The organism is Chondromyces apiculatus DSM 436 (assembly GCF_000601485.1).
Lineage (GTDB): Bacteria > Myxococcota_A > Polyangia > Polyangiales > Polyangiaceae > Chondromyces > Chondromyces apiculatus.
The window spans coordinates 155,544-170,813 of the sequence record NZ_ASRX01000021.1 but is presented as its reverse complement, the minus strand read 5'-3'; the positions used below and the strand labels follow the sequence as shown (position 1 = coordinate 170,813).

Below are 15,270 nucleotides of genomic sequence, written 5' to 3'. Positions count from 1 at the left end.
GGGGGAATGCGAGCTTGTCCGCGGGCAGGTAGCACCGCACGAACACCAGATCGTAGGTTGGGGGGGGGCGCGGAGGAAGCGGCTGGAGGCGGGGTGGAGATCCAGTCGCTGGAGGCGGCGGGGGGGGGCGCGGAGGAAGGCGCGGTGCCGTCGGTGAGCTGGGAGCCTCCGCAGGCAGGGAGGGCGGGGAGGCAGAGGGCGAGGGTTGCTCGCGTGAGCCAGCGTCGCGGGGAGGCGGTTCGGGCAGGGCCGCGCGTGTTCATGGTGGGCGGGGCATAGCGCGGATTAAGGGGGTGTGCAGGCGAAAAGGGCGGGTTGAAGGGAGGTGGGGGCGCGCTGTATGCAGAAGCGGCAGGTGGTCTGCACGTGCGCACGAGGATGTGCTCGGGGCGCGCGAGGACGTGAAGAGAGAGGGTGCGTCACCATGGCGATTGAGTCGCGAAGCGTCGTCTATGAAGGTCCCGGGGGTCCGTTCGAGGGGGTCGTGGCGTGGGATGCCGCGGTCTCGGGGCCCCGGCCCGGGGTGCTGGTCGCGCACACGTGGATGGGCCAGGGGGAGCACGAGGTGCAGCGGGCGAAGGAGATGGCGGAGCGGGGGTACGTGGGGTTCGCGCTCGATGCGTACGGGAAGGGGAAGCGGGGGACGAATCCGGAGGAGTCCGGGAAGCTGATGATGGCGGTCGACGCGGATCGGAAGGCGCTGCAGGGGCGGATGACGGCGGCGCTGGAGACGCTGCGAGGGTTCGAGACGGTGGACGCGGCGAAGACGGCGGCGATCGGGTTCTGCTTCGGGGGGAAGTGCGTGCTCGATCTGGCGCGGATGGGGTCGGACGTGCTGGGGGTGGTGAGCTTCCACGGGGTGTTCGATGCGCCGCCGCACCCGAACGCGGAGACGATCACGGCGAAGGTGCTGGTGCTGCACGGGTGGGAGGATCCGCTGGCGAAGCCGGCTCAGATGGTGGCGCTGGCGGAGGAGCTGACGGCCGGAAAGGCGCGCTGGCAGATCCATGCGTACGGGCACACGACGCACGCGTTCACGGCGAAGGGGTTGAACGATCCGGAGCACGGGCTGGCGTACCAGCCGGATGCGGATCGGTGGTCCTGGCAGGCGGCGTACCGGTTCCTGGAAGAGCTGTTCGGCTGACGCGGCGAGGCGCGGGGGGCGCGCCCGCGTGAGGGCCCAGGGGGGCCTCTTCCAGCCTGCTCTCCCCGTCGCGTTCTCTCCCTGTACACTCGGGGTGGAGCGGCGCTGGACGGGAGGTCGTCATGGAGGTCTGCGGCTGCGAGCTTCTGGAGCAACTCCGGGAGGGGTCTCGCTCGATCACCTACCGGGCGAAGCGGTGCTCGGATGGGCTGCGGGTGGTGCTCAAGGTGCTCCGGGAACACCACCCTTCGCAGGTGCAGCTCGCGTCGCTGCAACACGAGGATGCGATCTTGCGCGGGCTGGAGGTGGAGGGGGTCGTCCGGAGCTACGGGGTCGAGGAGGAGGGGGGACGGGCGGCGCTCTTGCTGGAGGACTTCGGCGGCGAGTCGCTGAAGGTGCTGCACGGGGCGAGGCGGCTGTCGATCGAGCGGACCGTCACGCTGGCCGTGGAGGTGGTGTCCATTCTGGAGACCATCCACCAGCGGGGGGTGGTCCACCAGGATCTCAACCCCACCAACCTCGTGATGCGGCCAAGCGACGGGAAGATCAAGATCGTCGATTTCGGGCTGGCTTCGTTACTTCCACAGCACACTTCGGCGTTCACGAGCCCGGTGGGGCTCAAGGGAACGCTCGCGTACATGTCCCCGGAGCAGACGGGGCGGATGAACCGGCCGGTCGATTACAGGACGGATTATTACTCGCTGGGGGTGAGCCTCTATGAGCTGCTCACAGGGCACCTGCCCTTCACCTCGGAGGACGCGGTGGAGCTGGTCCATGCGCACATCGCGCGGCAGCCTCCGCCTCCGCGCACGCTGAACGCCGAGCTTCCGGAGGTGCTCGCCACCATCGTGCTCAAGCTGATGGCGAAGAGCGCGGATGATCGGTATCAGTCGGCGCGCGGGATCCGGGCGGACCTCATCAAGTGCCTCGATCAGCTCCGGGAGGGGGAAGAGGTCGCGCCATTCTCGATCGCGCGGCGCGACAGGCCCACGCAGTTCCGGATCGCGGAGAAGCTCTACGGGCGCGATGCGGACGTGCAGAAGCTGGTGGCGGCTTTCGAGCGCTCGATCCACGGGACGGTGCTCATGCTGGTGTCGGGGCACTCGGGCATCGGCAAGTCCTCGCTCATCCGCGAGGTGTACCGGCCGATCACGGCGCGGCGGGGCAACTTCATCGCCGGGAAATTCGACCAGTACCGGCACGAGGATCCCCACGCGGCGCTGAAGCAGGCGTTCCGTGAGCTGGTGGAGCAGCTCTTCACGGAGAGCGAGGAGCGCCTCGCGGCGATCCGGGGGCGGGCGAAGGAGGTGCTCGGCGCGAACGCGCGCATCCTGACGGATATCTATCCGGGCCTCGATCTCCTGCTGGGGCAGCACCCGGCGGTGCTCACACTCCCGCCGCTGGAGACACGGCACCGGTTCAACCAGGCGGTGACCCGGTTCCTCGCGTGCGTGGCCACGCCGGAGCACCCGCTCTGCATCTTCTTCGACGATCTGCAGTGGGCGAACGCCGATGCGCTGAAGCTGCTGGAGCACATGAGCCACGCGGATCAGGATCTGCCGCTCTTCATCATCGGCGCTTACCGGGACGAGGAGGTGCTGGATGCCCACGCGCTGGCGCTGACGCTCCGGTCCATCGAGGCCCACGGGGCGCGGGTGGAGAGGCTCGCCCTCAGGCCGCTGGGGCTCGCCGAGACGAAGTGGATGGTCGCCGATACGCTCGCCATCGCGCCGGAGGAGGGGGCGGACCTCGCGGAGCTGCTGCTCGCGCGGACGGCAGGCAATCCGTTCTTCGTGCGGGCGTTCTTCTCGTCACTCCACGCCGACGGGCTGATCGAGCCTCACCCCGAGGGCTACCAGTGGAGTGTGGATCGCATCCGTCAGCGAGGGGTGACCGACAACCTCGTCGATCTGATGACGGCTCGGCTGCGCCAGCTACGGCCAGAGACGCAGGAGGTGCTCACGGTGGCCGCTTGCCTGGGGGGCATGTTCGATCTCGGCACCCTGGCGCTGGTGACGGCGCGCACCCTCGACGAGGTGAGCCTCACCCTGTGGGGGGCGGTGGCGGAAGGGCTGGTGCTCGTCGTTGGCCAGGTCTCCTCGGCGGCGCAGATGGTCGAGCGGGGGCCGGAGCTCCACTGCCGTTTCGCGCACGACCGCATCCAGCAAGCGGCGCTCTCGGTGCTGGGCGAGGAGGCGAGGGCGCGGCTGTCCCGGAAGATCGGCGGGCAGCTCGCGCGGGCGCGGGACGGCCGGGAGGACGCGCGCCGGCTGTTCGACATCGTGGGGCTGCTCAACGAGGGTCGCTCCGCGATGGATGATCGCGAAGAAGTCGTGGCGCTGGCAGGGCTGAACCTGGAAGCAGCGCGCAAGGCGCGCGACAATGCCGCCTCGCAGCAGGCGCTGGAGTACGGGCGGGTGGGGATCACGCTGCTCGACGAGGACGACTGGGAAGCGCGGTACGAGCTGGCCCGGGATCTCCATCTGACGGCGGTGGAGGCCGCGTTCTCCTGCGGTGACGTCGAGGCAGCGCGGGAGCTGTCCGACGCCGCGCGCCCGAAGCTCCGAGGGGTGCTCGACGAGGTGAGGCTGCTCTCTCTGGATGGGCAGGTGCTCTTCTCGCAGCAGCGCATCCACGAAGCGCTGCAGACATACCTGACGGCGCTGGAGAGGCTCGGTTGTGGGCTGCCGGCGAGCATCACCCCGGGAGGTATCGAGGACGAGTTCCAGAGGACGGTGGAAGGACTGAAGGCGTACACCAGCGAGGCGCTGGAGGGGCTCGGCGAATGCCGCGACCCCGTGGCAAGCGCGGCGATGTTTCTCCTCAGCCAGGTCATCAGCTGCGCCGGCGTGGGCGGGGCGAGCGTCTATCCCATCGCGGTGAGCCGACTGGTATCCATGTCGCTTCGTTGCGGCGTGGTACGGCAATCGTCGTTCGGCTATGCCACGTTCGGGTCGCTGCTGCTCCTGCGCAATGAGATCGAGGAGGCGTACCGGCTGGGCCTCGTGGCGCTGCGCATGGCCGACCGGGGCCTGGACAGCGCCTTCCGCGCCCAGACCTACTACGTGGCAGCGTTTCATCTGATGCACGTGAAGAGGCCGCCGCGGGACATCTTCGGGATGTTCCGGGATGCCCATCGCTTTGCCCTCGAAGGAGGCAGTCCGTTCTTCGCTGCCGCGGCGCTGGAAGCCCTGTGCGTCACGCGGTTCTTCGCCGGGGAGGACCTCACGACGTTGAGCGTCGACCTGGAGCAAGGCGCGCAGCTCATCGCGAAGCTCCAGCAGCCGATGGTCCTCGTCTGGCAACGCATCTACGTCCAGCGGGTGCTGAACCTGCTCGGAAAGAGCGCAGCGCCCATGTTGCTCTGCGGCCCTGCCTACGTGGAGGAAGACCACGTGCCACGCCAGCTTGCCGCTGGCGACGCCGGGGGGATGTTCCATTACCACGAGTCCAAGATGCACCTCTGTTACCTCTTCGGTGACCACGAGCAGGCAGTCACGCATGCGGACGCCTTGGCCAGGTACCCCGTGGGTGCAGAGCACTCGGTGGCAGCGACGGCCATTGCATTCACGCAAGCGCTCTCGTACCTCGCCGTGTACGAGCGCGCCGATGAAGCGGAGCGCGAGCGGTTGCTGGGGCTGGTGGAGGGTAGCCTCCGCAAGCTGGAGCGGTGGCTCGAGCACTGTCCAGCGACCTACGAGCACAAGCTGCTCCTCCTGCGCGCCGAGCGCGCGCGGGTGCTCGGCGCGCATGACACGGCCCGCGCCGCATTCGCGCGGGGGACGGAGCTGGCCGACAAGAGCGGCTATCAGCAGGAGGCGGCGCTAGGACACGAGCTGGCCGGCCGTTTCTACGGGATGCGGGGAGACCACAAGCTGGCCCGGCAGCACCTGCGCAATGCCCACGAGCGGTTCCTGCGCTGGGGAGCCATCGCCAAGGCCAAGCAGCTCGAACGAGAGCACCCAGGCATCGTGCCGCTCGTCGCCTCCAGCATTCTCACGGCGTCGAAGGTCTCCGACGCGGCGGGTCGCGAGCTGGATTTCAACGTCCTCGATCTGGTCAGCGTGCTCAACGCCTCCCAGGATCTCTCGCGCGAGATCGAGCTCGACCGACTCCTCGCCCGGCTGATGCAGGTCCTCCTGGAGACGAGCGGCGCGGCGGTGGGGTATCTCCTCCTCGAGCAGGACGGTCAGTGGGTCATCGAGGGGGAGAAGACGGTGACGCAGGAGGATGCGGTCGTCCTGAAGTCGATCCCGCTGGCGGAGCTCGGGGCGCGAGGGCACCGCGGGTTGCCGGTGTCGCTCATTTACTACGTGGCGCGCACCCAGGAGAGCGTGGTGCTGGACGATGCCGCGGCAAGCCCCAGGTTCGGGGGCGACCCGTACATCTCGGAGCACGCGGTCGGTTCGGTGCTCTGCTTCTCGCTCGGCCGGACCGGGGGGCGGCGGGGGATCGTGTATCTCGAGAACAGCCTCACCCGAGGTGCGTTCACGCCGGCCCGCATCCGGATCCTGCAGATGCTCTCGACGCAGGCGGTCATTTCCATCGAGAATGCCGGCCTGTACAACACGCTGGAGCAGCGGGTCGAAGCGCGCACCCTGGAGCTCCAGAGGAAGAATGAGGAGCTCGCGGCGGCCCTGAAGCGGCTGCGCGAGGCGCAGGATCGGATGGTCGTGCAGGAGCGCCTCGCGTCACTCGGCTCGCTGGCCGCGGGGATCGCGCACGAGCTGCGCAACCCGCTGAACTTCGTGACCAACTTCGCCGACTTCTCGGCGGCGCTCGTCGATGAGATCGGCGGCGAGGTCACGGGCGTGTACGAGAAGCTCGGCGCCAGCCGGTCGCAGCACCTCGGGGAAGCGCTGGAGGATCTGAAGGGCAACGTGAAGCGGATCTCCGAGCACGGACGGCGCATGGAGGGAATCATCCGCTCGATGCTGGACCACTCGCGGGACGACCGGGGGGCCCGTCAGCACGTGGACATCAATGCGCTGGTGGAGACCTACGTCCACATCGGCTACCGGGGGACGCGGGCGCGCATCTCGGCGGGCGCAATGGCCATCGATGTGCGGCTCGACCCTGCCATTGGCCTGGTGAGGGTCGTGCCGCAGGAGTTGAGCCGGGTCATCATCAACCTCGTCGACAATGCGTGCTATTCGGTGGGCCGAAGAGCGGCGCAGGGTGAGGCGGGGTTCGAGCCACGCATCCAGGTGAGCACGCACGATGAGGGGGCGTGGTTCGAGATCCGGGTCCGCGACAATGGGTCGGGGATTGCAGCGGTGAACAGGGACAAGGTCTTCAATCCCTTCTTCACGACCAAGCCGCCAGGGGAAGGGACCGGGCTCGGGCTCTCCATCTGCCACAACATCATTACCGAGGGGAATGGCGGGGTCCTCCGCTTCGAGTCGGAAGAGGGCACGTTCGCCGAGTTCATCGTGCGGCTCCCCAAGCGGCCGCAGGGTGGCGAACGAGGCCACGCGCGCGACGTCGCGTCAGGGGCGCCATGAGGGTCGCGAGGGGGGGCGCGTTCGGCAGGAGGAGGCTTCGGGCCGAGGCTCAGCCCGCACTCTTCGTGGTCTGGAGCTCTTCCTCGGCGGTCGTGTCGAGGTTGGCCATGGTCCCCGCGGGTGAGGAGGGGATGCGCTGGATGACCTCGAAGATCCGGGCTGGTTTGTGGGTGCCAGCGAGGAGGCGGTGCCCACGGTCGCTGAGCGTGAAGTGTGAGGCTGCCTCGACACAGGCGTCTCCGCTCAGCAGGATCTGATTGGGCTGCGCCATGACTTCGAGCTGCGCTGCCGTGCTCACGACCGGACCCAGCGCTGTGTAGTCGAGCTGGTGGCTGGAGCGGGAGCCGACCTCGGCAAGGACGATGTCGCCCGTGGCCACGCCCATGGAGAGGGCGCGGGCGAACGGTGAATTCTTGCCTGCCCGGCGGTTCAGGGTCTCGAGCTGCGCGCGCACGGCGAGGCAGGTGTCGAGCGCGTTCGTGAGGTGATCCCGGCCTCTGAAGAGGATCATGACGGCATCGCCCAGGAACCTGCCGACCACCCCGCCACGCAGGGTGATCTCGGGGACGATGACGTCGAAGTTGGCGTTGAGGAGCTGCACCACCTCGCCGGGGCTCTTCCCGCGGGTGCGCTCCTGGAAACCAGCGAGGTCGATGAACGCCACCGTCCCCGGCTCGACGAGGGTGGAGATGGTCCGGTCGGGCATGTCGAGCCGCTCGACGAGGAGCGGGCTCGCGAAGGTCTTGAGGAGGCTGTTCTCGTGGCCCGACCGGGCGCTCTTGCGCGCCTCACTCACCTGCTTGAGCGTCTTCTCCACGGTGAGCAAGAGGTCGCTGGGGTTCAGGGGCTTGATCAGGAAATCGAAGGCCCCGCGGTTCATGGCGGTGCGGATGTTGTGCATGTCGCCGTAGGCGGTGACCACCACGACCCGCGCCTGGGGGCGGGTCTCGCTCACGCGGGCGAGTAAGGTGAGTCCATCCATGCGGGGCATGTTGATGTCGGTGAGGACGACGTCGATGTCGGGGTGGGCGTTCAGCGCCTGCAGGGCCTCCTCGCCGTCGGCAGCGAAGATGAATTCACAGGTGCCGTCGCGGAGGTGGGCACGAAAGCACTGCTTCATGAGGACGGCCATGTCGGGCTCGTCGTCCGCGACCAGGATCTTCGCCGGGCGGCGCCCGTCGCCGTCGGCCAGCGACGCGAAAGCAGAGGCCAGCTCGCGCGCGGACTGGAAGCGCTGGGTAGGGTCCTTGGCGAGCGCGCGCTCGAAGAAGTGGTCGACGGCGGGAGAGAGCTCGGGCACCAGGGTCGAGGGTGGCGGGAACGCTCGGGTGCTGATGTCGATGATGAGATCGCCGAGCCACCTGCCCGTGAACGGTAGCCTGCCGGTGAGGAGGACATAGGCCATGACCGCGAGCGACCAGAGATCGCTGCGGTGGTCGACCGTGGAGGCGCGGATCTGCTCCGGGCTCATGTACGCGGGCGTGCCCACCAGCGCCCCCGGAGAGGTGAGGGCGTTCTGGTCACTGCCCGTCAGATGGGCAATGACGCCGAAGTCGAGGATCTTGGCGATGTCCTCGGCGTCGACACGGGTGAGGAGGACATTGGCCGGCTTGAGGTCGCGGTGCACGATGCCCGCGGCGTGCGCAGCGGCGAGGCCGCGCGACACCTGCACGATGGCAGCCACCGCGGCGCCCAGCGAGAACCGACCGACACGGTCCAGCCGGCGCTGCAGGTCCTCGCCTTCCAGCAGCTCCATGACGATGTACGGGGAACCCGCGTTGATTCCGTAATCGTACACGTGGACGACATGCTGGTTGCGGAGCTGCGCGATGGCCATGGCTTCGCGCTCGAATCGGGCCCGGGCGGCGCTCGATTCCACGAGGTCCGGGCTCATCATTTTCACCGCAATGCGCCGGCGGAGGCTCACGTCTTCCGCCTCCCAGACCTCGCCCATTCCCCCTTCACCGATCTTGCGGCTGAGCTGGTACCTGCCGGCGATCGTGGCTTCTGCCATGAGAGCGCGAGACTACAAGTGCGTCGCGAGCACTGTCAACGAAGCGGGCTCGACGCGTGGTCACGACGCGCGAGGGTTCCAGGGGGTTCGCTGGCCCGTCCTGGAGGCCTCGGCGATGGTGTCGATGAGGTGGTGGAGCGTGAGGGCGTCGTCGAAGGTGGGGGCGGTGTGGGTGCCTTCGGCGAGGTCGCGCTGGAACGCGGCGTAGACGTTGCCGATCTCCTTGGCAGAGGTGGAGACATCCGAGGGCGGTAGCCATTCGTAGCGCTCGGGGATGGGGAGGGGCTTCAAGGGGTTGCCGCTCCCCTGGGCGCCCGAGAGGGTGAGGTCGTCGGAGAGGGCGAGGTCTCCTTCGGTGCCGGTGATGGTGTAGGCAATGCGGCTGCCATTGCGCTTGCCACCTTCGAAGTGGGCCGAGAGGACGGCGCCGCTCGTGAAGGTGCCGGCGAGGAGGACCTGGTCCGGCGCGGTGACGGGGATGACCTGGCCGGTCTCGGCGATGGTCGCCTGATCGAACTGGCGGGCGACGATGGCGGAGAGGTCGCGAAGGTCGCCGAGGGAGGCGAGGAGCAGGTCGAGGAAGTGCGCGGTGTAGATGGTGTGCACGTTGGCGCCGTTCGCCGCGTCGGCCGTGTAGGCGCTGGAGGCGGTGATCTCGGCGCCGAGCATCGCGGTCGAGGCATCGATGGTCGCCGAGCGGACCTTGCCGATGTAGCCGTCGGCGACGAGGTCGCGGAGGTAGCGGATGCTGGGGGCGAGGCGGCGCTGGAGACCGATGAGGGTGCGGACGCCCGTGGCGGCGGCGAGGTCCCGGAGCGCGGTGGCCTGCGCCGTCGAGGTGCCGAGAGGCCACTCGCAGAAGACGTCTTTACGGGCGGCGAGGGCGGTGCGGACGAGACGGTCGTGCTCGGGGGTGCGGACGGAGACGACGACCAGGTCGACGTCGGGATGCTCGGCGAGCTTTCTCGCGTCGTCGAAGGCGTGAGGGACGCCAAAGGCGCGGGCCGTCTCGTCGGCGCTCTGCTGCCTGGTGGTGCTGACGGCAGTGAGCTCGTAGCCAGGGAGAGTTTTGAGGACGGGGAGGTGGGTGAGGCTCGCCCAGCTCCTGCCAGGGCTCGCGCCGATGACTCCGACCCGGATCTTGCCTGCATGCTTCGAGGTGCTCATGAGGGCTCCAGCGATGACCTCCGCGCGCACGCGGCCGCACCGGCGGCTGCGCACGAAGCGGAGGGTTGCTCCGTTTCAAATACGGAGGCAGGCTCCGTTTGGCAAGGGATAGATCGCAAGGACGGAGATGAGCGCGACGAAAAAGCAGGCAGGTGGGGGGGTGGCGGCACCCGCACAGAGGCTGCGCGCGGACGCGCAGCGCAACCGGGAGCGTCTGCTCGCGGCAGCGGACGAGGCGTTCGCGGAGAACGGGGCAGAGGCGTCGCTCGACGATGTGGCGCGGCGGGCCGGGGTGGGGATCGGGACCCTGTACCGTCACTTTCCGACGCGGGAGGCGCTGCTCGTGGCCACGGCGGAGGATCGGCTGGCCGCGCTTGGCAAGAAAGGTCGGGCGCTGCTCGGAACAGCATCTCCAGGAGAGGAACTGGAGGCGTGGCTGAGGGCGATGGTGAAGCACACGACGACCTACCAGGGGCTGGCAGGGTTGCTCGCGGGGGTGGTCCAGGGGCTGTCGGTGGGGTGTGACGATGTGAAGAAGGCAGGGTGTGAGTTGCTGACGCGGGCGCAGGCGGCAGGCGAGATCCGGGCGGACGTCAGCTTCGAGGACGTGCTCGGGGTGGTGACGGCCATCGCGTTCGCGGCGCAGCAGTCACCCACGGACAAGGGGCGGGCGCGGCGGTTGCTCGTGCTGTTCCTGGAGGGGCTGCGGGTGCCTGGAGCAAGGCAACGGGCGGCGCAGGAGTCCGAGCCCTGAGGCGGGGCGCCGGGGGGCGCCTGGCAGCCGGAGAGTGTGAAGCGCGGCGACATGCGCCTGGGGCACCCGCATTGCAAGGCAAGCCGCGATGCCGGCAGGCGGCGCACGGACCGGGAAGGGATGCATGACTCACACCGTGACGCGAGGGTTGAAGGCGGGCGCGGCGATGACCGCGGCATGCGGGGCAACCATGATGGTCTCCTCGGCGATCCAGCGGGGGACCCCCTGGGCAGGGCTGAACGCGATGGCGACGGCCGTGGGGGTGAGGCGGCGGCGGTTCGGGAAGCATTTCGACGCGGACGTGTCGGTCCCTGGGCTGGCCGTGCTCACCGGGGGGCTGCTGGCGTGGGGGATCTTCTACGAGGGGGCGGTGAGGCCGGTGGCGCGAAACCGGGTGGCCGCGGGGGTGCTGTCGGGGCTCGGGGGGTACGCGCTGGACCGGTGGGTGCTGCCGGACTGGGTCCTGCCGAACTTCCGGAAAGCGATGGGGTCTCGCGGGACGGTCGCGAAGTACGTGGCGCTGGGGGTGGCGAGCGCGCTGGCGACCGAGGGGCGGGGCGGGGTGCTCGCCGGGAAGCGGATCGCTGTGCTGGCGGCCGACGGGTTCGAGCAGGTGGAGCTGACCTTGCCCGTGAAGGCGCTGCGGGCGAAGGGAGCGACGGTCGAGATCGTGTCGCTGCGCCGGGGTCGAATCGTGGGGATGCACCTGAACGTGCCCGGGAGCCGGACGAAGGTGGACCGGACGGTGGAGAAGGTGAACGCGGCGCGCTACGACGGGCTGTTCGTTCCCGGAGGGTTCATCGGGCCAGATCTGGTGCGGCAGAGCGAGGAGGCGCGGGATCTGGTGCGCGCGTTCGACGCGGCGGGGAAGCCGATCGCGGTGATCTGTCACGGGCCCTGGGTGCTGGCGTCGGCGGAGATCCTGAAGGGGCGTCAGCTCACGTCGTGGCCCGGGATCCGTGACGACCTGGTGCACGCAGGGGCGGTGTGGCGGAACGAGGCGGTGGTGGTGGACGGGAACCTGGTGTCGAGCCGGGGGCCCCAGGACCTGCCGGCGTTCACGCGGGCGATGGTCGACCTGTTCGCGGGGCGCGCACCCGCGGCAGCGCTGCAGACGAGGGTTGAAAGCTCGTCGCCGCCACGGCTGTCACCGCCCGCGCTGGCGCTGCACGGCGTGGCGACGCTGCCGAAGGTGGCACGGGCGCTGCGCACGGTGGGGCTCGTGGCCGTGACCGCGCTCGTGGCGCGGCGCGCGGGGGTGCTCGCCGCAGCGGCAGCGCTCACGTAGGGTTCGGCGGCGCGCGGGGGCGTGAGCCCCTGCCGTGGGAATCAAACCGTGACGTGGGCGAGGGAGCCCGCCGGGGTGTCCCAGAGGGCCTGGGCGCGGGTCTGGGCCCGGAGGTGGTCATCGCTGCCCTCCACGGGGCCAATGACCCTGGGGGAGGCGCCGGAGAGGTCGACGTCGACCGAGGTGACGCCCGCCGTGGGCAGCTCCCGGCGAAGCTCGCGGGCGAGGCGGTCGCCGACGCGGCGGGAGAGGCCGGAGAGGACCGGGGGGGAGAGGTCCTTCATGCGGAGGATCTCGCGGAGGCTCAGCTCGGAGACGAGCGAGGCGCGGTCGCTGAGGCCCGTCGCGCCGAGGCGACGTTCGAGGAGGGCGGCGAAGACGCTGCCGTAGGCGCGGTCGATCTGGTCGCGGCGGAAGGTGGGATCGAAGCGCGGGCTGACCACGCGCTGGAGCTGGGCGACGCCGTTCAAGCCGTTGGCCCACTGGCCTTCGTTGCGGGCGAAGTACTCGCCGCGACCGTGGAGGTCGGCGGCGAGCGCGGAGAAGTGATCGGCCATGGTGGAGAGGGCGCGGAGGACGTAGTCGGTGAGGCGAAGCTCTTCGCGGAGCCAGGCGACATCGGTGAGGCGGCCGGCGAGGAAGGGCCAGAGGACGAGGTTGTAGTAGTTGTTGAAGTCGAGCAGGTACTTGAGCCGGTACAGCTCGAAGGAGCCGAAGACCGGGTACATGCGGGAGTAGAGAAGCAGGGTGCTCTCGTACTTGAAGCGGTAGTAAGCGTCGTAGGCCTTCACCTTCTCCTCGAAGGCGCTCCGATCGCCGGCGATCTCGGAGGAGATCATGCTGACGATGAACTCGTTGGCGGTGGCGATGAAGTCGGAGCCGGGGCTGTAGAAGGGGTCGGTGAAGGCGCCAGCCTCGCCGGTGACGGCCACGCGGTCGGTCGAGAAGTACAGGTCGGCGTGGTACGGGAGGTGGGCGTAGGCCTGGAAGTCCTCCATGTCGGCGCGGCTGGGGTGCTTGAGCAGGTCGCTCGCGGCGCGGTGGCCGGCGAGGAAGCGCTCGAAGTCCTCGCGGTTGCGCGGACCAGGGGTGCCGAGGGCGTTGAGGCGGTCCTTGTCGTAGACGACGCCAACGCTCATGAGGTCGCCGGCGAGAGGGATGAACCAGATCCAGTAGCCGTCGTACATGAGGTGGTTCGTGGAGAGGTGGCGCGAGGTGTAGCGGACGCGGTCGCGCCAGGCGTCGTCGCGGACGGCGTCGAGACCGCCGACGCCGCGGTAGCGGGCCCAGGCGGCGGCGGTGTTGAGGCGGGTCTCCTTGTGGACCTTCTTGCCGAGCTTGCGGAGCAGCACGTGGCGGCGACCGGAGGCATCGCAGAGCCAGCGGCAGGTGACCTCGTGGCGGGCGCCGTCTTGCTCGTAGACGACGGTATGGTGGCTCTCGGCGTCGATGCGAAGGTCGACGACCTTGGCGCCCAGCGCGACCTCGGCGCCGGAGGCGCGGTTCATGGTGACGAGATCGCGTTCGAGCCTGGCGCGCTCGAGCTGGAAGCTCGGGTGGTAAGGGAGGTGGTCAGAGCCGATCTCGCTCATGCGCTGGAGCGGGAGGTCCTTGCCGGCGCTGTCGAAGAAGAAGCGCAGGCCATTCTTGGGGAGCTGGTGCTGGTAGAGGTAGGTGCCCAGGTCGAGGCGCCGGATCATGTAGCTGGCGGCGACCTCGACGGTGCTCTCGCCGACCTTGTAGTCGTCGATGGTCGCGGCGGCCTCGAGGACGAGGACGGCAAGGTCGGGGTGGGTGAGGCGGAGGTGACGCGCGAGGAATCCCCCGGCGATGCCGCTGCCGATGATCACGACGTCGTAGGCACGCACGAGGGTGCCTCTACACCGTTTTCAGTGCGGAAGCTTCAGGCTGGAGGGGCCGGTTCGCCGAGGAGCGCTTCGCGGAGCGCGAGGGGCAAGGCGCGTGCTTCGGCATCGGCGAAGATCCCGGCGGCGTGGACGATGCTGGCGGAGAGCAGGCCTCCGTGGCGGCTGAAGATGATCTGGAATCCGGGGGGGCTGACCACCGTGGGCAGGGGGTAGGCGTCCTCGACGGGGACGCCAGCGAAGCTGGTGATGGTCATGGGACCGGGGTTCGAGAAGATCATCGAGGAGAGCTCACCGTGGAAGGGGCTCTCGCGGAGCCACTCGTACGCGACACCAGGGAGCCACCGGGCGAGATCGAGGGCGGCGAGCATGGCGAGGTCGAGCTTCTCGCGGACGGCATTGCGCTGCTGGTCGGCGAGGTGGGCGACTGCGCGGCGTTCGTCGCGGAGGTCGTCGCGGTCGAGGGAGACGTGGAGCATGGAGAGGTGGTTGCCGAGGAACCGCCGGGCGCCGACCTTGGGATCGAGGGAGAGGGGGACGGGAAGGATGTGGTGAGGGGGGGCGTGGCCGCGCTCGGCGAGGGCACGGTCGAGGAGGTGGGCCGAGGCGAGGAGCATCAGGCTGGTCTCGGCGAGGCGTGCGCGCTCGCGCACGCGGAGGTCGAACGCGCGGGTCTCGTCGGCGGAGAGGACGAGGCGGCGGACGCGGGGAGGCGTCGAGGCGATGCGCGGGGGAGAGGCGGTGGCGAGGGAGAGGATGGGGCGCGCGCCGACGGCGAAGACATGGGCCTTGTAGGCGCGGGCGAGATCGATGCGGGCGTTGCGATCGAGGTGGGCGAGGGCGCGATCGGAGAAGGCAAACCGCTCCTCGGGAGGCGGGGGTTCCTCGGGCTCGTCGCCGTGCCCCGATCCGAGCCAGCGCACGAGGCGATCGGCGCCACGCGCGTCGACGAGAGCGTGGACGTGGCGGAGGACGAGGACGTCTCCAGCATCGGGGCGGCGAATGAGGTCGATCTCCCAGACGCGGGCGCCGCCGACACGGGTGGTGAGCAAGGCTTCGAGGAGGGCATTGACCGCGAGGTCATCGGCGGCGTCGTGAACGCGGACGCGGGGTGCGCCACGACGGGGGTCAATGCTCCAGCAAGGGCGGGCGAAGAAGGGGATGTCGAGGCGCCAGCGCAGCTCGGGGACGAGCTCCACGGCGCGGTCGAGACGGCGCTGGAGGCGGGCAGGATCAAGGCGGTCCGCCAGCGTGACCACGTAGAGACAGTCGTTGCCGGAGAGGCCGCGGCTGCGCATCGCGCGGTCGTTCATGAGGTGGAACACGTCGATCCCACCGAGCAGGACGGAGGCGGTCATGGGGAGGGCATCGTGACAGGTACGATGGGCGCGGCTCAGGTTGACCAGGTGGATCCGGCGACGTGGCTGACGCGACGCTATCAGCGGGCGGGGCGCAGGGACAGGGCCGCCGTCCTCAAGGCTTGCGACGCGCGGTGGGGATCGTCTAGCGTGCGTGAGCTGGCGTCCTGTGCCCA

The 15,270-nt window shown here is 69.4% G+C and carries 8 protein-coding genes; 4 read left to right on the top strand and 4 right to left on the bottom strand.

The annotated features are described in order from the left end of the window. Positions 1 to 424: 424 nt before the first annotated feature. Together CAP_RS15945 and CAP_RS15940 are read left to right on the top strand one after the other, a co-directional pair. Positions 425 to 1,144: a dienelactone hydrolase family protein gene (locus CAP_RS15945; RefSeq protein WP_044241445.1), complete on the top strand. Its 720-nt coding sequence runs from the start codon at positions 425 to 427 to the stop codon at positions 1,142 to 1,144. A gap of 122 nt (positions 1,145 to 1,266) precedes the next feature. Then, positions 1,267 to 6,648, top strand: coding sequence for a trifunctional serine/threonine-protein kinase/ATP-binding protein/sensor histidine kinase (locus CAP_RS15940; RefSeq protein WP_044241444.1), 5,382 nt, complete (start codon positions 1,267 to 1,269; stop codon positions 6,646 to 6,648). 49 nt (positions 6,649 to 6,697) lie between these two features. On the opposite strand, the gene CAP_RS15935 is transcribed toward CAP_RS15940, so the two are convergent. Next, entirely contained in the window at positions 6,698 to 8,662 is a 1,965-nt protein-coding gene (locus CAP_RS15935; RefSeq protein ID WP_044241442.1) for a protein kinase domain-containing protein, read from the bottom strand. 60 nt (positions 8,663 to 8,722) lie between these two features. Continuing rightward, a complete protein-coding gene (locus CAP_RS15930; RefSeq protein WP_044241521.1) occupies positions 8,723 to 9,829 on the bottom strand; it encodes a Gfo/Idh/MocA family protein in 1,107 nt (368 codons plus the stop codon). Positions 9,830 to 9,956: 127 nt separating this feature from the next. Between CAP_RS15930 and CAP_RS15925 the strand changes: the two genes are divergently transcribed. Continuing rightward, entirely contained in the window at positions 9,957 to 10,583 is a 627-nt protein-coding gene (locus CAP_RS15925) for a TetR/AcrR family transcriptional regulator (RefSeq protein WP_044241440.1), read from the top strand. Between the two features lie 124 nt (positions 10,584 to 10,707). After that, the gene (locus CAP_RS15920; RefSeq protein WP_231511502.1) at positions 10,708 to 11,871 is read left to right on the top strand and encodes a type 1 glutamine amidotransferase domain-containing protein; all 1,164 of its coding nucleotides are present in this window, start codon (positions 10,708 to 10,710) and stop codon (positions 11,869 to 11,871) included. Between the two features lie 41 nt (positions 11,872 to 11,912). On the opposite strand, the gene CAP_RS15915 is transcribed toward CAP_RS15920, so the two are convergent. Together CAP_RS15915 and CAP_RS15910 are read right to left on the bottom strand one after the other, a co-directional pair. Beyond that, the gene (locus CAP_RS15915; RefSeq protein ID WP_044241438.1) at positions 11,913 to 13,739 is read right to left on the bottom strand and encodes an NAD(P)/FAD-dependent oxidoreductase; all 1,827 of its coding nucleotides are present in this window, start codon (positions 13,737 to 13,739) and stop codon (positions 11,913 to 11,915) included. A 35-nt stretch (positions 13,740 to 13,774) separates the two neighbouring features. Next, positions 13,775 to 15,094, bottom strand: coding sequence for a WS/DGAT domain-containing protein (locus CAP_RS15910; protein ID WP_044241437.1), 1,320 nt, complete (start codon positions 15,092 to 15,094; stop codon positions 13,775 to 13,777). Positions 15,095 to 15,270: the final 176 nt, after the last annotated feature.